This is a genomic window from Nocardia sp. 149-1B (assembly GCF_057747975.1).
The window spans coordinates 1,937,505-1,962,869 of record NZ_CM173233.1 but is presented as its reverse complement, the minus strand read 5'-3'; the positions used below and the strand labels follow the sequence as shown (position 1 = coordinate 1,962,869).

Here is a 25,365-nt window from a genome sequence, read left to right as displayed (position 1 = left end):
CTACCGCTCCAGGATCGCCACGACGCCCTGGCCACCGGCGGCGCAGATGGAGATCAGCGCCCGGCCGCTCTTGGCGTTCGACGCCACCCGCTCGGCGAGCAGCTTGGCGGCGACGTTGATGATCCGGCCGCCGGTCGCGGCGAACGGGTGTCCGGCGGCCAGGGACGAGCCCCTGACGTTGAGCTTGGCCCGGTCGATCGAGCCGAGCGGCGCATCGAGTCCGAGACGCTCCTTGCAGAACACCGGGTCCTCCCAGGCCTTGAGGGTGGAGAGCACCTGCGAGGCGAACGCCTCGTGGATCTCGTAGAAGTCGAAGTCCTGCAGCGTCAGGCCGTTGCGGGCGAGCATCCGGGGCACGGCGTACGCCGGCGCCATCAGGAGACCCTCACCCCCGTGGACGTAGTCGACCGCGGCGGTCTCGGAGTCGACGAAGTAGGCCAGCGGCTCGAGCCCGTGCTCCTCGGCCCACTCCTCGCTCGCGAGCAGCACCGCGGAGGCGCCGTCGGTCAGTGGCGTGGAGTTCGCGGCGGTCATCGTCGCGGCCTCGCCCTTGCCGAACACCGGCTTGAGCTTCGCGAGCTTCTCGACGCTGGAGTCGGGGCGCAGGTTGTTGTCACGCTCCAGACCGCGGAACGGCGTGATCTGGTCGTCGAGCCAGCCACGGTCGTACGCCGCGGCCAGGTTCTGGTGCGACGCGACGGCGAGCTCGTCCTGCTCCTCGCGGCTCACCTGCCACTCCAGGGCGGTGAGCGCGGCGTGCTCGCCCATCGAGAGGCGGGTGCGGGGCTCGCCGTTCTGCGGGATCTCCAGGCCGATGTCGCCGGGACGGATCGCACCCAGGGCGAGCACCTTGCCCTTGGTGTCACGCGCGGCGTTGACCTTCATCAGCTTCTTGCGGAGCCGGTCGCTGATCGCGACGGGCGCGTCCGACGTGGTGTCGGTGCCACCGGCGATACCGGCGTCGATCTGCCCGAGGGCGATCTTGTTGGCGACCTGGATCGCCGCCTGCAGCCCGGTGCCGCAGGCCTCCTGGATGTCGGTGGCGGGCGTCTCGGGGGCGAGCTTGGAGCCGAGGACGGACTCGCGGGTCAGGTTGAAGTCGCGCGCGTGCTTGAGCACCGCGCCGGCGACGACCTCGCCGAGGCGCTCACCCTGCAAGCCGAACCGCTCGACCAGGCCGTCGATCGCGGCGGTCAGCATCTCCTGGTTGGACGCGTCGGCGTAGGCGGTGTTGGACCGGGCGAACGGGAGCCGGTTGCCGCCGAGGACGGCGACGCGGCGGGTGCTGGCCTGGTTCTTCGCGGGAGTGTTGGCAGCCATGGGGTTCATCCTGCGTCGGTCGGGGAATCGAGAGAAGGACATGAGGGCCAGATCACGAAATCTGGACTCTGAGTTACACAAGGAGTTACATACCCGCCATGAGCGACTTCTACCAGGGGTTCACCCAGTCCGCGATCGGCAAGCAGCTCACCAAGCTGCTCGGCCTCCCCGCACCCGCGACGCTCGAACGGTACGCCGCGGGGGCGCCCCTGGTCGACGGCACGGTCGCGGTCGGTGGCCGCGGCCGGCTCGCCGACTCGCTGCCCGGCATCCTCGCCACCCTCGACGTCGAGGCGACCGCACCCACCGGCGACGCTGACGCGACGTACAAGGGCCTGGTCTTCGACGCCACCGGGCTGACGGGCTCGGCGGACCTCGTCGAGCTGCGCGACTTCTTCACCCCGCTGCTGCGCAGCCTCGACGCGTGCCCGCGCGTCGTCGTGCTCGGCACCCCGCCCGAGCAGGTGCGCGACGGGGAGCGCGTGGCGCAACGGGCGCTCGAGGGCTTCACCCGCAGCCTCGGCAAGGAGATCGGCCGCGGCGGCACCGTCCAGCTGGTCTACGTCGCCGACGGCGCCGAGGGTGCGATCCAGAGCACGCTGGCCTTCCTGCTCTCCCCCAAGTCCGCCTACGTGTCCGGCCAGGTGATCCGCATCGGCGCCCACGGCGCCACGCACGCCGAGCCGGTGGGCGACTGGCTCCGCCCCCTCGAGGGCAAGGTCGCGCTGGTGACCGGCGCGAGCCGCGGCATCGGCGAGCAGATCGCCCGGGTCCTGCACCGCGACGGCGCCACGGTGGTCGGCGTCGACGTACCCCAGGCGGCCAGCGAGCTGCAGGGGGTCATGACCGAGCTCGACGGCGACCACCTCGTGCTCGACATCACCGCCAAGGACGCCCCGCAGCGTCTCGCCCACCACCTGAGCACGAAGCACGGCGGCGTCGACATCGTCGTGCACAACGCCGGCATCACCCGCGACCGCAAGCTCGCCAACATGAGGCCCTCGGAGAAGGGCGACCTCTTCGAGCAGGTCATCTCCGTCAACCTGACCGCCCCCGAGCGGATCACCCGCCACCTGCTCGAGGAGAAGGTGATCAACGACAACGGCTCGATCATCGGCGTCGCCTCGATCGCGGGCATCGCCGGCAACGTCGGCCAGACCAACTACGCGGCATCCAAGGCGGGGGTCATCGGCCTGGTGGACTCGCTGGCCGACGAGCTCGACCGCGGCATCACGATCAACGCCGTGGCCCCGGGCTTCATCATCACCCAGATGACCGCCGCTGTGCCGTTCGCGACCCGCGAGGTCGGCCAGCGGCTCAACGCGATGGCCCAGGGCGGCCTGCCGGTCGACGTCGCCGAGACCATCGCCTGGTACGCCAGCCCCGGCTCCACCGCCGTCAACGGCAACGTCGTGCGGGTCTGCGGCCAGATGATGCTGGGGGCCTGACGTGGCCGGCGTCCCCGTGATGCTCAAGGCCGCGCTGCCGGCGGTCCCGGGCGTCAACCTGCTGCCGGGCATCCGCAAGACCGGCGGCCCGCTGCCCGAACGCACCCTCGAGCGCCACGACGTCCCGCTGGACCGGGCCCACGTCGCGAGGTACGCCGAGCTGTGCGGCTTCCCGCGCAAGGACACCGTGCCCCTGCCCTACCCGCACCTGCTGGCGTTCGGGCTGCACATGGAGATCATGACCGCGGGCAACTTCCCGTTCCCCGCGATCGGCACCGTGCACCTGGAGAACTCCATCACCCAGCACCGGCCCATCGCACTGACCGAGGAGCTCCAGGTCACGGCGTACGCCGACAACCTGCGACCCCACGCCAAGGGCCAGGTGTTCGACATGGTGACCCGGGTGCACTCGCGCGCGGACCTGGTGTGGGAGGAGACCTCCACGTTCCTGCGCCGGGGGACGCCGTCGATCGAGCCTGTCGAGACCCCCGCAGTCGACGCACCCATCCCGGACGCCCCGCCGACCGGCACCACCTGGTGGCTCCCGGCCGACCTCGGCCGGCGCTACGCGTCGGTGTCCGGCGACCACAACCCGATCCACCTCTACCCGCTCACCGCGAAGGCGCTGGGGTTCCCGCGCCAGATCGCGCACGGCATGTGGTCGATGGCGCGCTGCGTGGGGGCCCTGGAGAACCGGCTTCCCGACCAGGTCCGCGTCGACGTGGCGTTCAAGAAGCCGATCCTCCTCCCCGGTGCCGTGGCCTTCGGCTCGCGCCGCGTCGAGGACGGCTACGCGTTCTCCCTCTCGAGCCCGGGGTCGGGCGCTCCCCATCTGGCCGGGGTGACCAGCACCCGTTAGCCTCGGCGGGCCAGCACGTCGAGCATCGGGGAACAGACATGGCAGAGCACGAGACGAACCACGGCGGCGGCTCCACGAGCTGGCTGACGCCGACCGCGGCCGGCATCGCCGGCCTGGTCATCGGCACCCTCAGCCTCCTGGCCAACGGGTCCTGGAGCTACGTCGTCCAGGGGTGGCTGAACAGGAACGGCTCGGGCAGCTTCAGCGACTCGGTCGCTCTCACCGGCGTCGCCCAGATCCTGCTCGCGCTGGTGTCCCTCGTCCTGGCCACCCGGGCACTCCGCGGCTCGGAGCCGGCGGCGCGCCACCTCGGTGGCGCGGCCGCGGTCCTGGGCGGTCTCGGAGCGATCGTGGCCGTGCTGACGGTGCTGGCCGGCCTCGCCGGCTTCTGAGTCGCGCCCGCGGCCGGCCTTCTCCTCGAGCCGCCCCTGCATCGAACGATGCAAGCCCGTGAGTTCCGTCCGATGGCGCTCGTGGGGACGGCGCGGCCTTCCTAGCGTCGGAGGTACGCCGACCACCCGGTCGGTCCGCCTCTCGGAAAGGAACCCCCATGTCCCGCCTCCCCAAGCCCCGGATCCGCAGCACCGCCGCGGCCGCCGTGCTGACCACCGCCGGCCTGGCCGCCTCCCTCACCCCCGCGGTCGCTGCCGGCTCGAGCTCGTCGTCGGCAGCGCCGAGCGACCCCGTCCAGCAGCAGCTCGACCACCTGGTCAGCGACACCGGGTTCCCCGGCGTGATCGCCACGGTGCGCGACGCGAACGGCGACGTCCGCACCTACACCGCCGGCACGAGCGACCTCGCGACCGGCGCTCCGGTCGCGGACGACTCACGGATCCGGATCGCCAGCAACACCAAGATGTTCACCTCGGTCGTCGTCCTCCAGCTGGTCGGCGAGGGCAAGGTCCGGCTGGGCGCGCCGGTCGAGCGCTACCTGCCCGGGCTCGTGCGCGGCCACGGCAACGACGGCCGCAAGATCACGGTGCGCAACCTGCTGCAGCAGACCAGTGGGCTGCCCGACTACGACTCGATCGTGACCGACAACGGCGGTGACCTGCGGTCGATCCAGCACACCTACTTCGAGCCCCGGCAGCTCGTCGACGCGGCGCTCGGGGAGCGTCGCCACTTCGCGCCCGGGACGAAGTGGGAGTACAGCAACACCAACTACGTGCTGCTCGGCCTGCTCGCGCAGCGGGTCACCGGTCGCCCGATCGGCGAGGAGATCACCCAGCGGGTCATCGAGCCGCTCGGGCTCCAGGACACCTACTGGCCCGAGACCGGCGAACAGGTGATCCGGGGCAGCCACCCGCACGGCTACCTCGCCGACGGCCCCGGCGGCTCCTGGCGCGACATCACCGACCTGGACCCGTCGATGGGGTGGTCGGCCGGTCAGCTCGTCTCGACACCCGGCGACCTCGGCCGGTTCATGCAGGCCCTGCTGGACGGACGGCTGCTGCCGGCCCCGCAGCTGCGGGAGATGATGCACACCGTCGCGGCGCCGGACTTCGAGCCCGACCCCGGCTGGCGCTACGGGTTGGGCCTGGCCCGGACCCATCTCGACTGCGGACCGGTCGCTTGGGGCCACGGCGGCGACATCCAGGGCTTCGAGACCCGCAACCTCGCCACCCGCGACGGCCGCTGGGCGGTCGTCACCGTCACCGGTCTGCCCTCGACCCTCCAGCAGGTCAGCGACGTGGACGGCGCCGTGCAGAAAATGCTCTGCGCGGCCTGAGCTCGATCCAACGCCGATCCTCGCCGGCCCGCCCGGGCTTCCGGGCGGGTCGGTGATCGGTGAGGAGATGGGCCCGCGTACTCACGTGGAACTGCCCCGTCCCAGTCAGGCTCGTCTCATGGAGAACGCCGTGTCCCGCACACGAACCAGGCCCCCATCAGCTGGTCGCCTCCTCTGGTGGGCGCACGTCGCTCTCCTCGTGCTCGTCGCCGGCTACATCGGCCTGAGCCTGTTGCAGAACACCCCGGATGCCAACATCGGGCTCGGTCTCGGCATGCTGGCCCTCAGCGCGACGGGACTGCCGTGGACCCTCCCGATCTTCTGGCACGAAGGCGTCACCACCGACTCGGCGCTCTTCGCCGTGGTGGCCACGGGTGGCGCATTGTTCAACCTGCTGCTGCATGTCCTGGTGAGGAGACGGTGGGATCGATGCCGCTGACGTCAGGCGTGGTCGTTCCGGGGCCTGATCAGGCCCTCCTGCGCGACCGTGGCGACGAGGGTCCCGTCCTGGGTGAAGACCCGGCCGAAGGCCAGCCCTCGGGCGCCGCCGGCGGCCGGCGAGGCCTGGTCGTAGAGCCACCACTCGTCGGCGCGGAACGGCCGGTGGAACCAGATCGAGTGGTCCAGCGAAGCCATCTGGGTCTTCGAGGGGTTCACGGCGTGGGCGGCGAGGGTCGACCCGAGCAGGCTCACGTCGCTCGCATAGGTGAACGCCGCGAGATGCACGAACGGGTCGTCGCCGAGCCCTTCCTTGAGCCGCACCCACATCCGCGCCTGGGACGGGTGCGCCGGGTCCGGGTCGAGCCCGAAACGAGAGTTGCCGAGCCAGCGGACGTCGAGGGCGCCCCACTCCTTGCCGAGTGCGTCGGCCTCGGCGTTGCCGCCGCGGCGCATGACGTCGACGAGGTCCATGCCCTCCTCGGGCGACTTCACCTCCGGCATGACGTCCTGGTGCTCGTAGCCCTCCTCGGGGCGTTGCAGGTTGAGCGACTGGTAGTAGATCGGCCGGCCGTGCTGCCGCGCGACGACCCTCCGGGTCTGGAACGACCGCCCCTCGCGGATGCGCTCGACGTCGTAGACGATCGGCACGGAGTAGTCCCCACCACGCAGGAAGTAGGAGTGCAGCGAGTGCACCTCGTACGCCGGGTCCGCGGTGCGGATGCCGGCGATCAGCGCCTGCGCGGCCACCTGCCCGCCGTACACCCGGGCCCGGACGGACTCGGGCTGGCTGCCGCGGAACAGGTCGGCGTCGATGCGTTCGAGGTCGAGGAGCGCGACGAGCTCCTCGGCCGGCCTCAGCTCCTCAGCCACGGGGACCTCGCGGCCGGATCAGGGCCTCCTGGGCGACGCTGGCCACCAGGGTGCCGTCGCGGGTGAACACGCGCGCGAGCACCAGACCCCGGCCGCCCGAGGCCGACGGCGAGACCTGGTCGTAGAGCCACCACTCGTCGGCCCGGAACGGGCGGTGGAACCACACCGCGTGGTCGAGCGAGGCGACCAGCGTCTCCGGCCCGCCGATGCGCACCCCGTGGGGCGCCAGCGCTGCGCCCATCAGCGTCATGTCCGAGAGATAGGTGAACGCCGCGACGTGCTGCGCCGGGTCGTCGGGCAGCGGCGAGGAGACACGCAGCCAGAAGCGCTGCCGGGCCGGGTGGGCAGGGTCCGCCTCGAGCAGCCCGTCGCCGTCGGACCCGACGTAGCGGAAGTCGACGACGTCCCACTCGGCGTCACCCTCGGTGTCGCGACCGGGGTCGAGCTCACGGGCCGCGGCCCGCGCGTCGATCGCGTCCTCGGGCGCGATCGCTACCGGCATCACGTCCTGGTGCTCGTAGCCGTCCTCAGGCCGCTGGAAGCTCGCGGTCAGCGCGTAGATCGGCCGCCCGTGCTGGCGCGCCAGCACCCGCCGGGTCGCGAACGACCGCCCGTCGCGCAGCGTCTCGACGTCGTAGATCGTCGGCGCCTCGGTGTCGCCGGGCTGGAGGAAGTAGGAGTGCAGGGAGTGCACGACGTACGCCGGGTCCACGGTGCGGGTCGCGGCCACCAGCGCCTGCGCAGCCGCCTGGCCGCCGAAGACGCGCGGCAGCGAGGAGGGCATCTGGGACCCTCGGAACAGGTTGTCGTCGATGCGCTCGAGGTCGAGCAGCGCGACGAGCTCGTCGGCGTTCTTCGGCACCGGCGTCAGTCCTGCTGCTCGCCGGCTTCGGGGCCGGCTTCGGGGCCGGCGTCGGGCCCGTCGAGCCCCGCGAGGAAGCGCTCGAACTCCTTGCCGATCTCCTCACCCGTGGGGAGCCGCTGCTCCTGGGCGAGCAGGCTGCTGCCGCTCTCCTCGGCCCGCTCGAACGCGTCGTACTGGCGCTCCAGCGCGGCGACGACCTCGGCCACCTCCGCGTTGGCGGCGAGGTAGCGCCCGATCTCGGCCTCCCGGTCCTCGGCCTCGGCGCGCAGCCCGGAGAGGTCGATCGTGAGCCGGCCCGCGATCTCGACCTGCTCGAGCAGGGCGGCCGACGCACTCGGGTAGTCCATGGACGCGAGGTAGTGCGGGATGTGCGCGACGAACCCCATCGCGTCGTGGCCCCACTCCCCCAGCCGGACCTCGAGCAGAGCCTGGGCGCTGCTGGGGATCCGCAGCTCCCCGCGCCAGGGGCTCTCGCCGGTCAGCAGCTCGGGCTTGTTGGCGTGGTGGGTGATCGCGATCGGGCGGGTGTGCGGCACCGCCATCGGCACCGCGCCCATGCCGACCACGCGAGTCACCCCGAACCGCTCGACGACGTCACGCACCGCGCGGCAGAACGCCTCCCAGCGGTTGTCCGGCTCGGGACCCTGCAGCAGCAGGTACGGCGTGCCGCCGGTGTCGTGCAGCAGCCGCACCACCAGCCGCGGGGCGTCGTAGGAGTCGTAGTGGTCGCGCAGGAACGACATGGGAGGACGGCGGGCCCGGTAGTCGTGGAACTTGTCCACGTCGAACGTCGCGACCACGGGGCCGTCGGAGAGGTCGATCAGGTGCTGGCCCGCGCGCACCGCGGCGTTGCCCGCGTCGAGGAAGCCGTCGAGCACGAGGACCAGCGTCAGCGACCCTTGTGAGCGCGCGACGTCGAGCTCGGGGACCTCGTCGACGATGTGCACCAGGCGCTCAGGCATGCGCACAGCGTAGTGGCGAGGGCGAGGTCACACGCGCGACGGGTGACCGCGTTGTTACTGCAGGGTAACCTTCGGGGCATTCCCGAATCCCCAAGGAGTCCCCGCACATGAGTGGTTCCCGTCAGCTGCGTGAGGTCGTCTTCGTCGACGGCGTCCGCACACCCTTCGGCGTCGGAAAGGCCAACGGCCAGTACGCCGAGACCCGCGCCGACGATCTCGTGATCAAGTGCATCCGCGAGCTCATGCGGCGCAACCCGTCGCTCCCCCCGGAGCGCGTCGACGAGGTGGCCGTGGCCGCCACCACCCAGATCGGTGACCAGGGCCTGACGATCGGCCGCACCGCCGCGCTGCTCGCCGGTCTGCCGCAGAGCGTGCCCGGCTTCGCGATCGACCGCATGTGCGCGGGCGCGATGACCGCGGTGACCACCACCGCCTCCGGCATCGCGTTCGGCGCCTACGACGTCGCGATCGCCGGCGGCGTCGAGCACATGGGCCGCCACCCGATGGGCGAGGGCGTCGACCCCAACCCGCGGATCCTCTCCGAGCGGATCGTGAACCCCGACGCGCTGGTGATGGGCAAGACCGCCGAGAACCTCCACGACCGCTACCCGACGATCACCAAGGAGCGCGTCGACGCCTACGCGGTCCGCTCGCAGCAGAAGACGGCTGCGGCGTACGACGCCGGGAAGATCCAGCCCGACCTGGTGCCCGTGGCGACGAAGTCCGCCGAGCTGGGCTGGGGCCTGGCGACCAGCGACGAGCCGATGCGCCCCGGGACGACCCTGGAGTCGCTCGCCGCGCTGAAGACGCCGTTCCGCGCGCACGGCAAGGTGACCGCGGGCAACGCCGCCGGCATCAACGACGGCGCCACCGCCGCACTGCTGGCTGACGAGGAGACCGCTCGCGAGCTCGGCCTGCCGATCAAGATGCGGCTGGTCGCCTACTCCTTCGTGGGCGTCGAGCCCGAGGTGATGGGCGCCGGTCCGATCCCGTCGACGGAGAAGGCCCTCAAGCAGGCCGGGCTGACCATCGACGACATCGAGGCCTTCGAGGTCAACGAGGCGTTCGCCGTCCAGGTGCTGGCCTTCCTCGAGCACTTCGGCATCGCCGACGACGACGAGCGCGTCAACCCGTACGGCGGCGCCATCGCCATGGGTCACCCGCTGGCCTCCTCGGGCGTGCGGCTGATGACCCAGCTCGCGCGGCAGTTCGAGGAGCGCCCCGAGGTGCGCTACGGCCTGACCACCATGTGCATCGGCATCGGCATGGGCGGCACGGTCATCTGGGAGAACCCGAACTGGAACGGAGCGAAGGCCTGATGGACACCCTGTTGAAGCGCGCCCAGGAGATCTCCTCCGACGCCGAGCGCGTGACCGAGGCCAAGCTCCGCAAGGTCCCGCTGCCTGGTGGTGCCGGCGTTCTCGGCCTGATCACGCTGGACAACGGCGAGGACCACACCAAGCCCAACACGTTCGGTCCGCGCGGGCTGATCTCGCTCGACACCGCGATCGACGCCGCGCTGGCCGACGACGAGGTCACCGCGATCGGCGTGACCGGCAAGCCGTTCATCCTGGCCGCCGGCGCCGACCTCACCTCGATCTCGGGCGGCGGGCCCGACGCGGTACGCGTCGTGGCCGAGCTGGGGCACGCGGTGTTCCGCAAGCTGCAGGACGGCCACAAGCCGTCGTTCGGCTTCATCAACGGCCTCGCGCTCGGGGGCGGCCTGGAGGTCGCCCTGCACTGCACCTACCGCACGGTGATGGACAGCGCGCCCGCGCTGGGCCTGCCCGAGGTGATGCTCGGCCTGGTCCCCGGCTGGGGCGGCGCGTTCCTCGTGCCCAACCTGGTCGGCGCCGACAAGGCCGTCACCGTGATCCTCGAGAACCCGCTCAACAACGGCAAGACGCTCGGTGGCGCTGCGGCGTACGAGCTCGGGCTCGCCGACGCGGTCTTCTCCGGCGCGGACTACCTGGAGCAGTCGCTGCTCTGGGCGGCCGCGGTGCTGCGCGGCGAGATCGTCGTGGAGCGGCCCGAGGTCGACCGGGGAGCGGCGTGGGACGCCGCCGTCGAGCGGGCTCGCGGGCTCGTGCAGGGCCGGACCGGCGGCGCCAGCCCGGCCGCGCTGAGGGCCGTCGAGCTCATCGACGCCGCCCGCGACGGTGACCGCGACGCCGGGTTCGCCCGCGAGGATGATGCCCTCGAGGCGATGTCCAAGACCCCCGAGCTGATCGCGTCGCTCTACGCGTTCGACCTGGTGCAGAAGCGCGCCAAGCGGCCCGCGGGCGCCCCCGACCGGTCGCTGGCGCGTCCGGTCACCAAGGTCGGCATCGTCGGCGCGGGCCTGATGGCCAGCCAGATGGCGCTGCTGTTCGTGCGCCGGCTCGAGGTTCCCGTGGTCCTCACCGACCTCGACCAGGAGCGCGTCGACAAGGGTGTGGGCTACGTGCACGCCGAGATCGACAAGCTGCTGGCGAAGGGCCGGATCAACCAGGACAAGGCCAACCGGCACAAGGCACTCGTCACCGGTGCCGTCGACAAGAGCGAGGGCTTCGCCGGCGCCGACTTCGTCATCGAGGCCGTCTTCGAGGAGATGTCGGTGAAGAAGTCGGTGTTCGCCGACGTCGAGAAGGCCGTGTCGCCGGAGTGCATCCTGGCGACCAACACCTCCTCCCTCTCGATCACCGAGATGGCGGCCGACCTCGAGCACCCCGAGCGGGTCGTGGGCTTCCACTTCTTCAACCCGGTCGCGGTGATGCCGCTGCTCGAGATCGTCAAGGGCGGCCAGACCGACGACGCCACGCTGGCCACCGCGTTCGCGACCGGCAAGGCGCTGAAGAAGACCACGATCCTGGTCAAGGACAGCCCGTCGTTCATCGTCAACCGGCTGCTCGGCCGGTTCATGGGCGAGGTGGGCCGGATCGTCGACGAGGGCACCCCGGTGCCGGTGGTGGACGGCTCCTTTGCCGGAGTGGCTCCGATGCCGCCGTTCATGCTGCTGTCGCTGGTGGGGCCGGCGATCGCCCTGCACAACAACGAGACCCTGCACAGGGCCTTCCCCGACCGGTTCTACGTCTCCCCCGCGCTCGAGCGCGTGGTGGCGGCGCGCAAGGCGTCGTACTACGGCTCCGACGGCGCCATCGACCCCGAGGTCGAGGCGCTGCTGGAGAAGCCGGCGTCGCCGGTCGTGCTGGAGCCGGCCGAGATCCGCACCCGCGTGCTCACCGGGCTGGCCGACGAGGCGCGCCGCATGGTCGACGAGGGCGTCGTCGTCGCGGCCGAGGACCTCGACCTGGCGATGATCACCGGGGCCGGGTTCTCGTTCTGGAACGGCGGACTCACGATGCTGCTCGAGCGCGAGGGGCTCGGCTCGTTCCACTGAGCCGGCGCGCAGGCGTCACGTAGGGCGAGCGAGGCCGGGGAGCACCACACGGAACGTGGTCCCCCGGCCGAGCTCGCTCTCGACGCCGACGCTCCCCTCGTGGGCGTCGACGATCGAGGAGACGATGCTCAGACCGAGCCCGGTGCCCTGCACCTGCTGGGCCACCGCCCGCTCGCCGCGGAAGAACCGGCCGAAGACCTGCTCGATCTCCTCTGCCGCGATGCCCATGCCGGTGTCGGCGACCTCGATCACGACGTCGGCCTCGGACCGGTCGAGCACGACGACCACCGATCCGCCGGGATCGGTGTACTTGATGGCGTTGGAGATCAGGTTGTCCAGCACCTGACGCACCCGCAGCCAGTCCGCCTCGGCCGGCAGGTGGACCGGCGTCTCGACCCGGACGCTGACCCCGCGGCGGTCCGCTGCGGGCTGTGCCCCCTCGACGGCCTCGGTGACGACGTCGACCAGGTCCACCGGCGCCGGCTGCAGCCGCAGGATTCCGTCAGAGACCTCGCTGACCAGGAGCAGGTCGGCGAGCAGCGCCTGCAGTCGGTGCGCATGCCGTTGCACCACCCGCAGCTGGGACAGCGTGCTCGCGTCGAGATCTTCACGCTCCACCAGGAGCTCGAGGTAGCCGAGCACGGCGGTCAACGGCGTACGCAGCTCGTGCGAGACCGCGGCCACGAACTCGTCCTTGACCTGGATGGCGCGGACCACGTCGGTGATCTCCTGGTAGGCGAGCGCCGCGCCTCGTCTCTCCCCCGAGGGCCCGCGCACCTGCCGCGCGGAGGTGGAGTAGGCCTGCCGGGTCGCGGGATCGCTGCCCACCCAGTAGGTGTACTCGTCGAACTCCTCGCCCTGGGTGGCGCGGTACGACGGCATCTCCTCGCGCGCCATCGGCCGCTTGCCGTCGAGGTGGTAGACCTCCCCGAGCTGCCCGGCCTCTCCCTGGTGGCCCTGCGGGAACGGGAGGTGGATGGTCTCCATGTGGCGCCGGTTCATCCGCTCGTAGTGGCCGTCCGGCCCGATCAGCAGCAGCCCCACACCGACGGTCTCGAAGATCGCCTCGAGCGTCTGCCGCTCGTTCTCGCCCGCGGCGATGGCTGCCGCCAGCCGCTCCTCCCTCTCGTGCTGCTCACTCACGTCGAGGATCTGGGAGATGAAGAACCGGGGCGTGCCGTCGGCAGCGCGCACCAGCGCCACCGAGAGGTCCCCCCAGACGGTGTGGCCGTCGGCGTGCAGGTAGCGCTTGGTGAGCCGGTAGGAGTCGAGCTCGCCGGCCAGGGCTTGGTGGAAGAGCTCGAGGTCGGCGTCCAGGTCCTCGGGGTGGGTGAGCTCCTGGAACCCGTGGCTCAGGAGCTCGTCCTCGGTCCGGCCGAGCATCTCGCCGAGCGCCCGGTTGACCACCAGCAACCGACCGTCCAGACCGACCAGCGTCTTGCCGATCGGCGAGTGCTGCAGCATCAGGCGCCACAGGTCGTCGGCCTCCGCCGGACCGTCCACCCGCCACCTCCTCGACCGATAGGAGCCTCACCGTAGAGGAAGCGCACCCCTCGTGACAGGCGAAGCCACCACGGCGCGGGTCACCTGCGCCCAGCACCCTGCCGCCGCGAACCCGAGGGTTCGCGGCGGCCCGGACGTCCTCCGCCGGAGATCAGTGAGCGTCGACGACGATCAGTGATGCATCCGCAGACGGTGGACGTGGTGCGTGGGTTCCGCCACCAGCTGACGCGCCGTTGCCAGCACCCACAGTGCGACCATCGCCGCGACGAGCGTCCCCAGCATCGTCTCGTTCGCTGCGATGATCGCGGTCAGCCCCCCGATGAGCGCAATGGCGCCCAGCGCGGAGGTCACGACCCGGAACCAGACGGGGGTGTGATCGCGTTCGCTCGCGTCGTACATCTCCGTCATCCGGTCCCCGGCCGTCGTGCAGCCGATCACGCCCAGCGCGAGCACACCCAGGGCGATGACCCGGGTCGAGGTGCTCTGAAACGCCGTGCCGGTCGACCACAGCAGGTACCCCGCGACCGCGACTGTGACGGCGAGGGCGGCCGCGCCGTCCCTCCAGGTGAGTCGCATCGTTGAGCACCACCTTTCTGGCCGCCTCCACGTTCTCCCCGCCGACTCGTGCCGCGTAGGGCAGAAAGTCCCGACCCGTCCCGACCGGGGTTTCGCCCGCGGGTGGCGTCGGGGTTGGATGGGCGGGTGAACCGTCCGGTCGTGCTCCTCCTCGGTGCCGTCTCCGCCGTGCTGGCGATGGTGCTCGGCCTCGCGCCGGCGGGTGCCGCCCCCGGACGAGACGGCGTGGTCGACGCCCAGCGGCGGCTCAACGCACTCGGGTGCCACGCCGGACCCGCGAACGGCGACCTGGGCGGCCACACCCGTTCCGCGGTGGTGCGCTTCCAGTCCCGCCAGGGCCTCCCGCAGACCGGGCGGCTCGACGAGCGGACCCAGACCTTGCTGTACGCCGAGGGTCGCTGGGCCGCTGGGCGCTGCGACGTACGGCCGGTGCCCGCGCACTCGGGCGCAGGACGCCGGATCGTGATCTCGCAACGGCAGAACTGGGTGTGGCTGGTCGGACGCCGGGGCGGCGTGGTCGCCCAGGGCGGCATGGTCGACAACCCCTCGGTGCTGCACCGGGGTTCGCATGCCACCGGCTCCTACTGCGGCCGAGCGGCCCGGATCAAGCTCAACCAGTCCACGAGCGGGGACGTCTGGCTCGACGACTTCGTGCGGTTCGCGCCCTGCGGCATCGGCTTCCACCGCATCCCGCGGTCGAAGGCGACCGGCCGCCAGATCCACGCCGACTGGCTGCTCGGCACCGACCTGGCCCGGTCCCACGGCTGCATCCGACTGAGCCGCGAGCTGTCCGGCAAGGTCTGGGACTTCACCGTCCACCGGACCGCCGTGCACGTCGTCTGAGGCGTACCCACAACCGATGGGCGGTTGTGGACGTCCCACCGGGTGACCCACCTCTCGGCAGGAGCGCCCATGTCTCGACCCGCAGCTGCCTTCGTGCTGGCCCTGGCGCTCGCCTCCTCGTTGACGTCGTGCGGAGCGGCGACGCCTGCCCAGACCGAGTCGATGCCCGGGGCGGCGCCCACGTCAGCCGCTCCCCCAGCGACGGCCGCTCCCGACCCCGCACCGTCCGCCTCACCCCGATGCCGCGCACCCCAGCTGCGGATGACGCCGGCCGGAGGGGGATCGATGATGTCCCAACCCTTCGTCGAGCTCGCGATCACCAACCTGGGGACGAACGGGTGCGTGTTGCGCGGCTACCCGCGGATCGAGGTCGTCGGCCATCGCGGCCTCCCGGACCGACCCGGCACGGCGGTCTCCGTGCGGATCACCGTTCACCACGGGGTCTACGAGCGCGGCGACCCCCGGCCGCGCCGCGTCCTCGTCCCGCCGGGGGCCCAGGCCTTCTTCTCGGTCGGCACAGCCACGGCGTACGACGGCCCGTTCGTCACGCTGACGAGACTCAGCGTCACACTTCCCGGCACCCGGCGCGCCTCATCGCTCACGATCAGCCTCCTTGCCAACGGGCCGCGCGGGCGAGCCATCCCGGTCGGTGTCACCGCGATCGTCGACATGCGCTGAGACCGGCGTGTCGACATGTCCAAAATGACATGTCTGAATCTCCATGTGCGCCTACGCTGGTGCTCATGTCCCTCCGTCACGCCGTCCTCGGCCTGCTCGCCCGTCGCCCCTCCACCGGCTACGAGCTGACCCGGACCTTCGACGCCTCGCTGCGGACGTCGTGGCACGCCCGCCACAGCCAGATCTACCCCGAGCTCGCCAAGCTCGAGGCTGCCGGGCTCGTCCAGGTGGTCGAGCACGGAGCCCGCCGCAGCAAGACCTATGCGATCACCCCGGACGGGCGCACCGAGCTGCGCCGCTGGCTCGTCGAGGCCGAACCGGACCGGTCCCAGCGCAACGAGAGCGGGCTGCGGCTGTTCCTCACCCCGCTCCTCGACCCGGCCGACCGACGCACCGCCTATGAGCGCGACCTGGCCCACGTCGAGCGCGAGCTGGCCGAGCTCGAGGCGCTGCAGGCAGACGTCGGTGACGCGCCTGGCTCCGAGGTGTTCGCACCCCAGATCGAGCTCGGCCTCAGGATCGACGAGGTCATCCAGGACTGGCTGGTCGAGCAGATCGGGGCCGGCCGGTGACGACGCGGACCTACCGAGTGCAGGCGATCGGCCAGTTCGCCGGCCTCACCCCGGCACTCGCAGCACAGCTGCGCGACGAGCAGCCGGACCACGACGTACTCCTCGCGGCCTTCAGCCCCGACGGCACGTTCACCTACGCCCCCGCCCTGACCCGCTTCACACTCCGCTACCTCCTGGAGATCGCCGCCGGCTCGGCCGCGGAGGCCGACGAGTCGGCCCTCCTCGAGGGCGAGCTGCTCGCCACGGACTTCCTCGAGGGGCGCGGCATCACGCACAAGCCGCTCGCCGTGTCCGCCGTGTGCCTGCAGGACGTGAAGGTCAAGCGGCGCCGCTGAGGCACGTCGCGGTCTTGGTCTTCCGTGGTCGGTCGGGCGGCCCAGGACATTTCGCCGCCACCGTCGCGAGGCCGTAGGCGATCACCTGTCACCGGTCGACCCCGGGTTGACCGAGCCCTACTTCACCTTGCTGAGATGGACCATGGCGTCGTAGAGCTGCTCGTCCGTCATCGCCGGCTCGGGAATGGAGTGCGCCCGCTCAGCCCGGTAGGCGTCGAGCATGAGGTAGAGCTGGCGTCGCCAGGCCGTGGGTGCCTTGGCGCTGGTGGCGTCGATGATCCTGCCGTTGGACCAGATCAGGTTGACGATGTCTGCCTGGGTGATGTCAGGGCGAGCCTTGCCCGCTCTCTGGGCACGGGCGAGAACATCCTCGATCTGTCGGCACATCACGTCGTGGATGTGCTCGGTCTCAGCATTGCCGGGAAAACGGCGGGACAGGAAGTCGTTGAAACCTCGGTCTCCCGCCTGCACGGCGAACAGGTTCTCCAGATAGGCGACGAACGCTTCCCAAGGATCGTCCATCTTCAGGGCCACGTCGGCCCCGTCGACGAACTCCTGGAGCCGAGGCGCCAGGGCGGCCATGAGCAGGTCCAGACGCGTGGGGAAGTGACGGTACAGCGTGCCGATGGCAACCCCGGCGTCGCGTGCGACCTTCTCCAAGGAGGCATCCACGCCCTGCGCGGCGAACTCGGCCCGCGCTGCGGCGACCAACTTGGCGCGGCTCTCTCGAGCGTCGCGGCGCAGGGGCCGCTGCATCTGCTCGATGTCGCTCTGACTCACCACACCACTCTACCGAGGTGGTGAGGGCGGCCTCCGCTTGTCTGGCTCGCACCCGGGCCGCACCCCGTCCCGCGCCGACGTGCCGACGTGCCGAAAGCACGCAAGTGCATCACTCGCGATGAAGTCGAGGCGACCCTCCGGAATAAAGTGAGGACCCCCTCCGCTATGCCGTCGATGACCGGAGGGGTGCCTCACTTTGGCGCTCCGACTCGACCTCCTAGGAGAGAAGAAGATGAGTACCGAAGAGTCCCCCGGGGCAGTGGGCGTCGTTGAGGCGTCCGGAGAGCCCATCGCGGTTCCACCCAATCCCCACTACGAGCGACGCTGGTTGGCCCTGGGCGTCATCCTCATCGCCCAGATGATGCTGTTGCTCGACGCCACGATCGTGAACGTGGCTCTGCCCTCGATGCAAGCAGACCTCGGCTTCTCCGACGACGCCCGCGGGTGGGTGGTCACCGCCTACCTGCTCGCCTTCGGCAGCTTGCTCCTGCTCGGCGGACGGCTGGCCGACGCGTTCGGTCGCAAGAACGTGTTCATCGTGGGTCTCGTCGGGTTCGCGGTTGCCTCAGCTGCAGGAGGGGCGGCCCCCAACATCGCGACGCTCATCACGGCCCGCGCCGTCCAGGGCGGCTTCGCTGCAGTCATGGCGCCGGCGGCGTTGTCGTTGATCATGGTGATCTTCACCGACCTGAAGGAGCTCAACAAGGCGTTCGCGATCTTCGGTGCCGTGGCCGGGAGCTCCTCGGCAATCGGCCTGATGCTCGGCGGGGTACTGACCGACTACGCCAACTGGCGCTGGACCATGTACGTCAACGTCGTCTTCGCTGCCGTCGGGATCGTCGGCGCACTCACGCTGCTGCACAACTCCACCGAGCCCAACAAGCCCAAGCTCTCCGTGTCGAGCACGATCCTCGGCACGGCAGGGGTCTTCGGTTTGGTCTTCGGAGCATCGAAAGCCGGGACCGATGGCTGGGGCGCGGCCATCACGCTGAGCTCTCTCATCGCCGGTGGTTTCCTGCTGCTCGTCTTCACCACGTTCCAGAAGATCGACCGGAACCCGCTCGTCCCGCTGCGCGTGGTCGCCGACCGCAATCGCGGTGCCGGCCTCTCGACCCTCTTGCTGGGCCAGGCGGGGGTCTTCGCGCTGTTCCTGTTCCTGACGTACTACTTCCAAGGCGTGCTGGGCTACTCGCCGTTCAAGACCGGACTCGCGTTCCTGCCGATGATGGTGACCGTCGCTGTGGTTGCAACGGTGACGCAGAGCGTGTTGGTGAAGCACCTGACCATGCGGGCCATCGTCGCCGGCGGTCTGACCATCGGCGGAGCCGGGGCAGCGCTGTTGACCCAGGCCGATGCGAACAGTCCCTACGCGGCGTGGGTGCTCCCCGGGTTGATCTTGGCCGGCGCCGGCGTCGGCTCGGCCATCGTCTCAGCGGTCGCGCTCTCGCAGATGGGTGTCGAACCGCGTGACGCCGGTGCTGCGGGCGCGCTCAACAACGTCTCCCAGCAGATCGGCGCGGCGCTCGGAATCGCCGTGATCAGCACGTTCGTCGCCACAGCGAACAGCAACTACCTGGCCGACCACGGCAGCACCGCCATCGTCGACGCCACCGTGCACGGGTTCACCGTCGGCTTCTGGTGGGCCGCGGGCGCCTTCTGGGCAGGTGCCGTCCTCACCGGTGTCCTGATCCGCGGCGGCACTCGGTTCCACCAGGACAGCGGCCAGCCCGAGCCTCTCGACGAGATCGCCGGCGGACTGATCTGACCACAGCACCTGGCGGGTGGCGCCCCGATGCCCACACCGATCGCGGCGCCCCCGCCGGGCCATGCAGCACCAAGTCACCCCACCACCACCACGAAGGAACACACATCATGACCACCATCAGCATCATCGGGTCGGGCAACATGGCCAGAACCATCGGCGCCCGGGCGGCCAAGCACGGCCACACCATCGAGCTCATGAGCCGCGACACCGCGAAGGCTCAAGCACTCGCCGACCAGATCGGAGACGGAGCCACCGTCGGGACGTACGGCGCAAAGCCGGCGGGTGACATCGTCATCGTGGCCGTCCTGTACCAGAGCGCGGTCGAGGTGGTCGCGCACTACGGCGATGCGCTGGCCGGCAAGATCCTCGTCGACATCACCAACCCGTTCAATGCCGACGGCACCGGAGTCGTGACCGCTGTGGGTAGCTCGGTGTCCCAGCAGATCGCCGCCATCGCCCCCGAGGGCGCGCACGTCGTGAAGGCACTGAACACGATCTTCGGCCACGTCATTGCTGAAGACACGCCCCTGGACGCGTTCTTCGCCGGCGACACCGCCGAGGCCAAGGCGCACGTCGCCGAGTTCCTGAAGAGCCTAGGCATGCGGCCCTTCGACGTAGGGGGGCTTGAGATGACCTACGTCGTCGAATGGGCCGCCATCTTGTTGATGGGACTGGCACGCAACGGAACCGGCTTCAACGTCGCCTTGGGCGCCGACATCCACTGAGGATCCCCCATCAGGTCTGGGCCGGCCGCCTCAGCTGCGTCCGCCCAGATCTGACGGGGGCGTCCACTCACGTCGGAGCCTGACCCGGCGAGCCCGGACACCTTCGGCGGGTCGCCCTCGTCAGCGCGACGCACATCCGACGCGGTCCCCCGCATGCGGGTCTGCTGGCGGCTCGTGATGGACGCGAACGCCCACGCCACGCCGACGACCGCAAGGACCACGACCGCTGCCACGCCTACCCGGCGCATCCACTGCTGCTGATCGGGCTGGCGCTCCTCGTGGTCTGGCTCGGCGAGCACTGGTCCAACGACGCGGGCTGACGGGCACCGGCTGACGGCCGGCAGAACGCACAGGGCGGGTCAGGCCGACGGCGCGAACCCGGCGATGGCCTCGGCCAGCTGCGTGGGCGCCTCGAGCGGGATCAGGTGGCCGGAGCCCTCGATGACGGTGACCACGGCATCGGAGAGGTACGGCGCGAGGTTCGCGCGGAGCACCTCGACCGGCTCGACCCGGTCGTGCTCTCCGGCGATGACGAGAGCCGGGACGTCGACCAGCCGGGTCTGCTCGCTGATGTCCACGGCGATGCCGGACAGCGGCCAATCAGTGCGAGCAGCATCCGCGCCGGCCAGCGAGTCGGTGACGACCTGGGCCCGGAGATGCTCGGGCAGTGCGGTGGACGTCAGCACGTGGTCGAGAGCGCCGGCCACGGACCCCTGCGAGTCATAGGCGTGCGCGAGCATCTGCTGGTACTCGGACGTGATCTCCGCGGACGGCTTCGCCGGACCGGAGCCCACCAGGACGATCCCGCGCAGCCCCTCCGGCCGGGTCGCGGCGACCAGCTGCGCGACCTTCCCGCCCATCGAGTGTCCGACGAGGACGTAGTCGGTGAGCTCGGCAGCCGCGATCACCGCGAGCGTGTCGGTGGCGAGCTGCTCGAGCGTGTACGGGCCGGGCAGGTCGCGCGAGCGCCCCCAGCCGCGGGCATCGATGGCGATCACCTCACGGCCCGGGAGGCGGTCGACGACGAGGTCCCAGGTGCGTGCGGATCCTCCCCAGTAGTGCAGGAGCACCAGCGCCGGTCCGGCACCATGGCGGTGGTCGTAAGTGGGCAGCGCGGCGAGTCGAGTCGTGGTCATGTCGGGCTCCTTGGCCGTCGAAGGGGTTCGTCTTCCTGTGCTTCTATTGCACAGTCAGCACGAGCACCAGGCATCGGCACGACGGGTCGCGTGATGGTGGAAAATGGACTCGTGACCACGATCCGGCACATGACCTATGCCCCCGGGCCCGGAGCCCGTGCGGTGGAGACGATGACGTTCGACCGCCTGCGCGCGATCAACGACAGGGGCACCCAGCGTGCGGACTTCCACGTGGTCGCGCTCGTCGACGCGGGGGGCGGCGCCGTGACGGTCGACTTCCACCGGCACCCGCTCGGGCCGCGAACCGCGGTGTGGATCAGGCCCGGCGCCGTGCACAGGTGGGATGACATCACCGGGGTGACCGGGCAGCTCGTGCTGTTCGTCCCGACGGCCCCCGTCACGCCGGCGACACGCGAGCTGGCGGCGTCGCCCGACCTCGTGGCGAGCTGGCGGGTCGGCGTCGACGAGTGGCCGCTCGTCGACGCGGCGCGCCGGCACCTGGTCCTCGAGGCTGCGCCGACCCCGGCGGAGCCCACCGACCTGCCCGAGATCCTGCTCTCCGCCCTGATCGCCCGCCTCCGGCCGACGTCGCACCAGCCACCGGTGACGAACGCCGTCTTCCAGCGCTTCCGGGCGAGTGTTGAAGCCCACTTCCGGGAGCATCACGACGTGGGCTTCTATGCGGCGGCCCTGGGCTACGCCCCCCGCACGCTCACGCGGGCCGCCCAACAGGCCACCGGTCGCACGGCGAAGGCGTACATCGTCGAGAGGATCGTCCTCGAGGCGCAGCGGCTGCTCGCCCACGACCGCTACACCGCGGTCAGGTGCGCCCGCGCCCTCGGCTTCCCGGACGCGTCGAACTTCTCGGTCTTCTTCCTCAAGGCAACCGGGACGCGGCCCGGCGCCTGGCAGGCCGGCGACCAGGACTGAGCTGCCGCCGGCACCCGGAGACCACGCTCCCCCGGTGCCACTGACGTGGGCTCGACGCCGCGGCCGTGGTCCGCCACCATGACCTCGTGCGAACCGCAGCCGATCCCCCACGCGGCGCGGGCGCCGCTGGCAGCCGCGGCACCCTCGCGTTTGCACCGTGGGGCAGGGCAACGGTTCTCGTGCAGCTGGGCCTGTTCCTGGTCCCGGCCGTCTCCACGTGGAGGTCGACCCTGTCTCCCACGTCCTTCATCCCGGTCGTGGCGCTGCCGGTGACGCTCGTCGTCGGCATCGCCCTGCTCGTGTCCCGCGACTGGCGGCCGGCCGGTGGCCGGATCGTGGGCGGCACCCTGGTGGCGGCCGTCCTCGAGGTCGTGCTCACGGTCGCACTCGTCATCGCATACTCCGACACCCACCCCGGATGGGAGCTGTCCTAGCCGGTCAGTGCGCCTCCTCGACCGAGTGGGAGTCGGTGAGGGTGAGGGCGCCGACCGTCGCGATCAGACCGACGACGACGGCGAGCACGCCGTACGTGATCCGCTCGCCGTGGAAGAACGACGCGACCAGCGCGTTGCTCCAGACTCCCGCGGGCAGGTGGGTGGTGACGAGCGCGGCGATGAGGGTGCCGACGACGGCGGTGCCGACGCTGGAGCCGACCTCCTGAGCGGTGTCGTTGAGGGCGGCGCCGATCGAGGTGCGGTTCTGCGGCATCGCGTCGACCAGGGCGACCGCGCAGATGGTCATCACGGTGCGCAGGCCGACGGTCATCAGGACCATCGCGGCCGCGATCGGGGCGTACCCGTGGTCGACGCCCCAGGAGAGGCCGGCGAGTGAGCCACCCAGGCAGGCCGCGCCCACCAGGCACGCGATCCGGTGCCCGAACCGGCGGCCGAGCCACTCCGAGACCGGTGTCGCGAGCAGCATCGTGACGATGATCGGCAGGTTCGCGAGGCCGGCGCGGACGGGGCTCCAGCCGTACGCGTACTGGAAGTGGAGGATCAGCCCGAACATCACGCTCGCCATCGCGATCGACGTGGCGACCTGGGCGAGCATCGCGCCGCGGACCGTGCCGCCGGAGAACAGGCCCAGGTCGAGCATCGGCGAGGCGCTGAGGCGCTCGTGCCGGACGAACGCCAGGCCGGCGACGACGGCCCCGAGGACCGAGGCAACGGTGACCACCGACAGCCAGCCGTGCTCGACGCCGCTGGTCAGGGAGTAGCAGGCGAGGCCGATGGTCGAGATGCTGAGCAGCGCGCCGGGCAGGTCGAGCGCGTCCTGGGTGAGGTCCTCGGGCCGGTCGGCGGGGACACCGAGACGTACGCCGATGCAGGCGATCAGCGCGATCGGCGCGTTGACGACCAGCAGCCACTCCCACCGCACGTGGGCGAGGGCGGTGCCGCCGAGCAGCGGGCCCAGGACGAACCCGGACATGCCGACCACGATCATCACGGTCATCGCCCGCATCCGCAGGGCCTTGTCATCGAAGAGCCGGAACACCAGCGAGTTCGTGATCGGGGCCATCGCCGCCGCGGCGACGCCCAGCGCGGCGCGCAGGCCGATCAGCTCACCGGCACTGGTCACCGCGATGACGCACAGGCTGAGCATGCCGAACACGCTGAGCCCCAGCAGCAGCACCCGCCGGCGCCCGAACCGGTCGGCGATCGACCCGGCGGTGAGCAGCAGCCCGCCGAACGTCAGGGAGTACGCGCCGGTCACCCACTGCAGCGCCGTCGTACCGCCGCCGAGGTCGCGGCCGATCGTCGGCAGCGCGATCGAGAGCAAGGTGTTGTCGACCATCTCGACGAAGAACGCCAGGCAGAGGGCGGCGAGCGGGATCCACGCCGCGCGCAGCGACGGGTAGGTGCGCGACGCCGCGGGCGGCGCGGTGGTGGTGACGTTGGTGGTCATGGCGGGCTCCTGTCGTGCGGCGTGTCCGAGTGCCGAACGACGCACCGGTGACGTTAGGAGCCACCACTTTCACGCCGGCTTCACGCCGCTTTCACGCGGCGTGCAGGCGGCGTGCAGGACGGTCAGGCGAGCTCGCCGAGCACGGTCGGGACGACGCCCAGGAGCTCGCTCGCCAGGTAGCCGACCTGCCCGACGCTCCCCGCGAGCCGCTCCCCCGCCCGCGCGTGCAGGTAGGCGCCCCACACCGCGGCCTGCGCAGGCTCGGCTCCGCGGGCCAGCAGTCCCGCGACGATCCCGGCCTGTACGTCGCCCGACCCGGACACGCCGAGCCCGGGCCCTCCGCCCTCGACGACCCACGAGCGCCCGTCGGGGTCGACCACGAGCTTGTCCTCGGCCCCCGCGAGCACGACCACGCCGCTCTCCCTCGCGACCGCGCCGGCAGCGTTCAGCAGGTCGTTCCTGCTCCCGAGCTCGTCGCGTCCGGACAGGTGGGCGAGCTCGATGGGGTTGGCGTTCACCACCGCCCGGCCGTCGAGGTGACGCAGCCCCTGCGGCGTCTCGGTGAGGTAAGCGGTGCCCAGTGCGTCGAGGACCAGCGGTACGCCGAGCCGGGGCAGGACCGCGGCGAGCAGCGCGATCGCCCGGTCGGGGTCGTCCAGCCCGGGGCCGGCCGCCATCGCGTCCGCAGCCTCCGCGCGAGTCACCACCCGGTCCGCGGCGCGCGTGTCGATCGATCCGTCGGCGTCCTCGGGCAGGCCGAGCACCTGGGCCTCGGGCACCGCGACAGCCAGCGCGGCGGCCACGGACCGGGCGGTGGCGATCGCCAGCTTGCCGGCGCCGGCTCGCAGCGCGGCCACACCCGTCAGCAGCACGGCACCGGGTGTCGAGGCGCTGCCGCCGAGCACCAGGAGGTGGCCGCGTGCCTCCTTGCCCGCACCGGGCTGCGGCAGCGGCCAGCGGCGCAACAGTGTCGGCGTGACGACCTCAGGACCCATGACGGCTCACCCGGCTCTCCTCGTGGGTCACGGTTGCGTCCTGGTCGTCGACCGCGCGGGTGTCCGCGAAGGTGTCGAGGTCGAAGCGGTCACCTGCCCGGCAGAATCGGGTCAGCGACGCGTTGGGGATCTGCACCTGTCGGTCGATCTCGAGCAGGCTGGGCTCGTCGACGCCCTCCAGCACGTAGCGGAACGCCATGATCACGGCCTGGTGGGTGAACAGCCACAGCCGCTCCCCGTCGTACCCGTGCCGCAGGTCGGTGAGCAGGCTGCGCACCCGCAGCACGACGTCGGCCCAGCTCTCCCCGCTCGGCGGCTGGTAGTAGAACTTGCCGAGCCTGGTGCGCCGCTCCGCCTCCTCGGGGTAGCGGGCGCGGATCCCCCGCCCGGTCAGCCCGTCGAACACGCCGAGGTCGCGCTCGCGCAGGCGCTCGTCGTACGCCACCGAGAGGTCCAGCGGCCCGGTCGCGAGTCGTGCGGTGTCGGCGGCCCGGCGGTACGGCGAGCTGACGACGAGCGTGGGACGCCAGTCGTCGGGGGCGTCGGTGACCCACCGCCCCACAGCCTCGGCCTGCTCGGTGCCGGTGTCGGACAGCTGCACGTCGGCATCGCGTTCGTGGAGGTCCAGCTGCTCGGCGCCCGACTCGCGGGCGGTCAGGTCCGCCCGGTTGCCGAGGCTCTCGCCGTGCCGGACCAGCGTGATGCTGACGGGGCCGCTCTGCCATCGTGGTTCCACGGGGCAGTCGTAC

At 71.2% G+C, this 25,365-nt stretch carries 26 protein-coding genes; 15 read left to right on the top strand and 11 right to left on the bottom strand.

The annotated features are described in order from the left end of the window. Positions 1-1,320: an acetyl-CoA C-acetyltransferase gene (locus AC3ANS_RS09365; protein WP_488295890.1), complete on the bottom strand. Its 1,320-nt coding sequence runs from the start codon at positions 1,318-1,320 to the stop codon at positions 1-3. Positions 1,321-1,418: 98 nt separating this feature from the next. Here AC3ANS_RS09365 and AC3ANS_RS09360 point away from each other — a divergent pair, with 98 nt between their 5' ends. The 5 genes from AC3ANS_RS09360 (at position 1,419) to AC3ANS_RS09340 (ending at position 5,795) form a co-directional block, all read left to right on the top strand. Beyond that, complete coding sequence (locus AC3ANS_RS09360) at positions 1,419-2,768, top strand: 3-oxoacyl-ACP reductase (protein ID WP_488295889.1); 1,350 nt, start codon at positions 1,419-1,421, stop codon at positions 2,766-2,768. Position 2,769: 1 nt separating this feature from the next. Beyond that, entirely contained in the window at positions 2,770-3,627 is an 858-nt protein-coding gene (locus AC3ANS_RS09355) for a MaoC/PaaZ C-terminal domain-containing protein (RefSeq protein ID WP_488295888.1), read from the top strand. 38 nt (positions 3,628-3,665) lie between these two features. Further along, entirely contained in the window at positions 3,666-4,019 is a 354-nt protein-coding gene (locus AC3ANS_RS09350; protein ID WP_488295887.1) for a hypothetical protein, read from the top strand. 158 nt (positions 4,020-4,177) lie between these two features. Beyond that, a complete protein-coding gene (locus tag AC3ANS_RS09345) occupies positions 4,178-5,356 on the top strand; it encodes a serine hydrolase domain-containing protein (protein WP_488295886.1) in 1,179 nt (392 codons plus the stop codon). A 199-nt stretch (positions 5,357-5,555) separates the two neighbouring features. Then, positions 5,556-5,795, top strand: a complete 240-nt coding sequence (locus AC3ANS_RS09340) for a hypothetical protein (protein ID WP_488295885.1) — start codon at positions 5,556-5,558, stop codon at positions 5,793-5,795. A gap of 2 nt (positions 5,796-5,797) precedes the next feature. On the opposite strand, the gene AC3ANS_RS09335 is transcribed toward AC3ANS_RS09340, so the two are convergent. Genes AC3ANS_RS09335 through AC3ANS_RS09325 form a run of 3 tightly spaced genes read right to left on the bottom strand, consistent with a single transcriptional unit; the run spans position 5,798 to position 8,494 of the window. Further along, entirely contained in the window at positions 5,798-6,667 is an 870-nt protein-coding gene (locus AC3ANS_RS09335) for an acyl-CoA thioesterase (protein ID WP_488295884.1), read from the bottom strand. Continuing rightward, on the bottom strand, positions 6,660-7,529 hold the full coding sequence (locus AC3ANS_RS09330) for an acyl-CoA thioesterase (protein WP_488295883.1): 870 nt from the start codon (positions 7,527-7,529) through the stop codon (positions 6,660-6,662). The genes AC3ANS_RS09335 and AC3ANS_RS09330 overlap by 8 nt, the downstream gene beginning before the upstream one ends. 5 nt (positions 7,530-7,534) lie before the next feature. Continuing rightward, complete coding sequence (locus AC3ANS_RS09325; RefSeq protein WP_488295882.1) at positions 7,535-8,494, bottom strand: proteasome assembly chaperone family protein; 960 nt, start codon at positions 8,492-8,494, stop codon at positions 7,535-7,537. 107 nt (positions 8,495-8,601) lie between these two features. Between AC3ANS_RS09325 and AC3ANS_RS09320 the strand changes: the two genes are divergently transcribed. Both AC3ANS_RS09320 and AC3ANS_RS09315 read left to right on the top strand, forming a co-directional pair. Continuing rightward, positions 8,602-9,813: a thiolase family protein gene (locus AC3ANS_RS09320; protein WP_488295881.1), complete on the top strand. Its 1,212-nt coding sequence runs from the start codon at positions 8,602-8,604 to the stop codon at positions 9,811-9,813. Beyond that, a complete protein-coding gene (locus AC3ANS_RS09315) occupies positions 9,813-11,873 on the top strand; it encodes a 3-hydroxyacyl-CoA dehydrogenase NAD-binding domain-containing protein (protein WP_488295880.1) in 2,061 nt (686 codons plus the stop codon). Before AC3ANS_RS09320 ends, AC3ANS_RS09315 begins: the two co-directional genes overlap by 1 nt. A 15-nt stretch (positions 11,874-11,888) precedes the next feature. Here the strand turns inward: AC3ANS_RS09315 and AC3ANS_RS09310 are convergent, their stop codons facing one another. After that, a complete protein-coding gene (locus AC3ANS_RS09310) occupies positions 11,889-13,376 on the bottom strand; it encodes a sensor histidine kinase (protein WP_488295879.1) in 1,488 nt (495 codons plus the stop codon). Between the two features lie 171 nt (positions 13,377-13,547). Continuing rightward, positions 13,548-13,952, bottom strand: coding sequence for a hypothetical protein (locus AC3ANS_RS09305; RefSeq protein WP_488295878.1), 405 nt, complete (start codon positions 13,950-13,952; stop codon positions 13,548-13,550). Between the two features lie 126 nt (positions 13,953-14,078). On the opposite strand from AC3ANS_RS09305, the gene AC3ANS_RS09300 reads away from it, so the two are divergent. From AC3ANS_RS09300 to AC3ANS_RS09285, 4 genes are all read left to right on the top strand, one after another. Then, positions 14,079-14,795: a L,D-transpeptidase family protein gene (locus tag AC3ANS_RS09300; RefSeq protein ID WP_488295877.1), complete on the top strand. Its 717-nt coding sequence runs from the start codon at positions 14,079-14,081 to the stop codon at positions 14,793-14,795. A gap of 69 nt (positions 14,796-14,864) precedes the next feature. Continuing rightward, the gene (locus AC3ANS_RS09295; RefSeq protein WP_488295876.1) at positions 14,865-15,473 is read left to right on the top strand and encodes a DUF4232 domain-containing protein; all 609 of its coding nucleotides are present in this window, start codon (positions 14,865-14,867) and stop codon (positions 15,471-15,473) included. A 65-nt stretch (positions 15,474-15,538) separates the two neighbouring features. Continuing rightward, the gene (locus AC3ANS_RS09290) at positions 15,539-16,045 is read left to right on the top strand and encodes a PadR family transcriptional regulator (protein ID WP_488295875.1); all 507 of its coding nucleotides are present in this window, start codon (positions 15,539-15,541) and stop codon (positions 16,043-16,045) included. Then, the gene (locus AC3ANS_RS09285; protein WP_488295874.1) at positions 16,042-16,380 is read left to right on the top strand and encodes a DUF6204 family protein; all 339 of its coding nucleotides are present in this window, start codon (positions 16,042-16,044) and stop codon (positions 16,378-16,380) included. Before AC3ANS_RS09290 ends, AC3ANS_RS09285 begins: the two co-directional genes overlap by 4 nt. Positions 16,381-16,497: 117 nt before the next feature. On the opposite strand, the gene AC3ANS_RS09280 is transcribed toward AC3ANS_RS09285, so the two are convergent. Next, positions 16,498-17,160, bottom strand: a complete 663-nt coding sequence (locus tag AC3ANS_RS09280; protein ID WP_488295873.1) for a TetR/AcrR family transcriptional regulator — start codon at positions 17,158-17,160, stop codon at positions 16,498-16,500. A gap of 232 nt (positions 17,161-17,392) precedes the next feature. Here AC3ANS_RS09280 and AC3ANS_RS09275 point away from each other — a divergent pair, with 232 nt between their 5' ends. Further along, positions 17,393-18,925 carry an MFS transporter gene (locus tag AC3ANS_RS09275; RefSeq protein WP_488295872.1) on the top strand — a complete coding sequence of 511 codons (1,533 nt, stop codon included), beginning with the start codon at positions 17,393-17,395 and terminating at the stop codon, positions 18,923-18,925. 107 nt (positions 18,926-19,032) lie between these two features. Beyond that, entirely contained in the window at positions 19,033-19,650 is a 618-nt protein-coding gene (locus AC3ANS_RS09270; protein ID WP_488295871.1) for an NADPH-dependent F420 reductase, read from the top strand. A gap of 359 nt (positions 19,651-20,009) precedes the next feature. Here the strand turns inward: AC3ANS_RS09270 and AC3ANS_RS09265 are convergent, their stop codons facing one another. After that, positions 20,010-20,786 carry an alpha/beta fold hydrolase gene (locus AC3ANS_RS09265; RefSeq protein ID WP_488295870.1) on the bottom strand — a complete coding sequence of 259 codons (777 nt, stop codon included), beginning with the start codon at positions 20,784-20,786 and terminating at the stop codon, positions 20,010-20,012. 111 nt (positions 20,787-20,897) lie between these two features. Between AC3ANS_RS09265 and AC3ANS_RS09260 the strand changes: the two genes are divergently transcribed. After that, the gene (locus AC3ANS_RS09260) at positions 20,898-21,716 is read left to right on the top strand and encodes a helix-turn-helix domain-containing protein (protein ID WP_488295869.1); all 819 of its coding nucleotides are present in this window, start codon (positions 20,898-20,900) and stop codon (positions 21,714-21,716) included. Between the two features lie 179 nt (positions 21,717-21,895). After that, complete coding sequence (locus AC3ANS_RS09255; RefSeq protein ID WP_488295868.1) at positions 21,896-22,150, top strand: hypothetical protein; 255 nt, start codon at positions 21,896-21,898, stop codon at positions 22,148-22,150. Between the two features lie 4 nt (positions 22,151-22,154). Here AC3ANS_RS09255 and AC3ANS_RS09250 read toward each other — a convergent pair whose 3' ends face one another. The 3 genes from AC3ANS_RS09250 to AC3ANS_RS09240 all read right to left on the bottom strand — a co-directional run bounded on the left by AC3ANS_RS09250 (position 22,155) and on the right by AC3ANS_RS09240 (position 25,352). After that, positions 22,155-23,621, bottom strand: coding sequence for an MFS transporter (locus tag AC3ANS_RS09250; RefSeq protein ID WP_488295867.1), 1,467 nt, complete (start codon positions 23,619-23,621; stop codon positions 22,155-22,157). A 122-nt stretch (positions 23,622-23,743) separates the two neighbouring features. After that, positions 23,744-24,616 carry an NAD(P)H-hydrate dehydratase gene (locus AC3ANS_RS09245; RefSeq protein ID WP_488295866.1) on the bottom strand — a complete coding sequence of 291 codons (873 nt, stop codon included), beginning with the start codon at positions 24,614-24,616 and terminating at the stop codon, positions 23,744-23,746. After that, positions 24,606-25,352: a histidine phosphatase family protein gene (locus AC3ANS_RS09240; protein ID WP_488295865.1), complete on the bottom strand. Its 747-nt coding sequence runs from the start codon at positions 25,350-25,352 to the stop codon at positions 24,606-24,608. Before AC3ANS_RS09240 ends, AC3ANS_RS09245 begins: the two co-directional genes overlap by 11 nt. Positions 25,353-25,365 lie beyond the last annotated feature (13 nt).

Bases quoted from the DNA above. Each gene is read 5' to 3' on its own strand.
- AC3ANS_RS09270 (WP_488295871.1), top strand. From the start codon at position 19,033: ATGACCACCATCAGCATCATCGGGTCGGGCAACATGGCCAGAACCATC.
- AC3ANS_RS09275 (WP_488295872.1), top strand. From the start codon at position 17,393: ATGAGTACCGAAGAGTCCCCCGGGGCAGTGGGCGTCGTTGAGGCGTCC.
- AC3ANS_RS09350 (WP_488295887.1), top strand. From the start codon at position 3,666: ATGGCAGAGCACGAGACGAACCACGGCGGCGGCTCCACGAGCTGGCTG.
- AC3ANS_RS09315 (WP_488295880.1), top strand. From the start codon at position 9,813: ATGGACACCCTGTTGAAGCGCGCCCAGGAGATCTCCTCCGACGCCGAG.
- AC3ANS_RS09320 (WP_488295881.1), top strand. From the start codon at position 8,602: ATGAGTGGTTCCCGTCAGCTGCGTGAGGTCGTCTTCGTCGACGGCGTC.
- AC3ANS_RS09360 (WP_488295889.1), top strand. From the start codon at position 1,419: ATGAGCGACTTCTACCAGGGGTTCACCCAGTCCGCGATCGGCAAGCAG.
- AC3ANS_RS09265 (WP_488295870.1), bottom strand. From the start codon at position 20,786: ATGACCACGACTCGACTCGCCGCGCTGCCCACTTACGACCACCGCCAT.
- AC3ANS_RS09245 (WP_488295866.1), bottom strand. From the start codon at position 24,616: ATGGGTCCTGAGGTCGTCACGCCGACACTGTTGCGCCGCTGGCCGCTG.
- AC3ANS_RS09250 (WP_488295867.1), bottom strand. From the start codon at position 23,621: ATGACCACCAACGTCACCACCACCGCGCCGCCCGCGGCGTCGCGCACC.
- AC3ANS_RS09365 (WP_488295890.1), bottom strand. From the start codon at position 1,320: ATGGCTGCCAACACTCCCGCGAAGAACCAGGCCAGCACCCGCCGCGTC.
- AC3ANS_RS09290 (WP_488295875.1), top strand. From the start codon at position 15,539: ATGTCCCTCCGTCACGCCGTCCTCGGCCTGCTCGCCCGTCGCCCCTCC.
- AC3ANS_RS09305 (WP_488295878.1), bottom strand. From the start codon at position 13,952: ATGCGACTCACCTGGAGGGACGGCGCGGCCGCCCTCGCCGTCACAGTC.
- AC3ANS_RS09295 (WP_488295876.1), top strand. From the start codon at position 14,865: ATGTCTCGACCCGCAGCTGCCTTCGTGCTGGCCCTGGCGCTCGCCTCC.
- AC3ANS_RS09345 (WP_488295886.1), top strand. From the start codon at position 4,178: ATGTCCCGCCTCCCCAAGCCCCGGATCCGCAGCACCGCCGCGGCCGCC.
- AC3ANS_RS09325 (WP_488295882.1), bottom strand. From the start codon at position 8,494: ATGCCTGAGCGCCTGGTGCACATCGTCGACGAGGTCCCCGAGCTCGAC.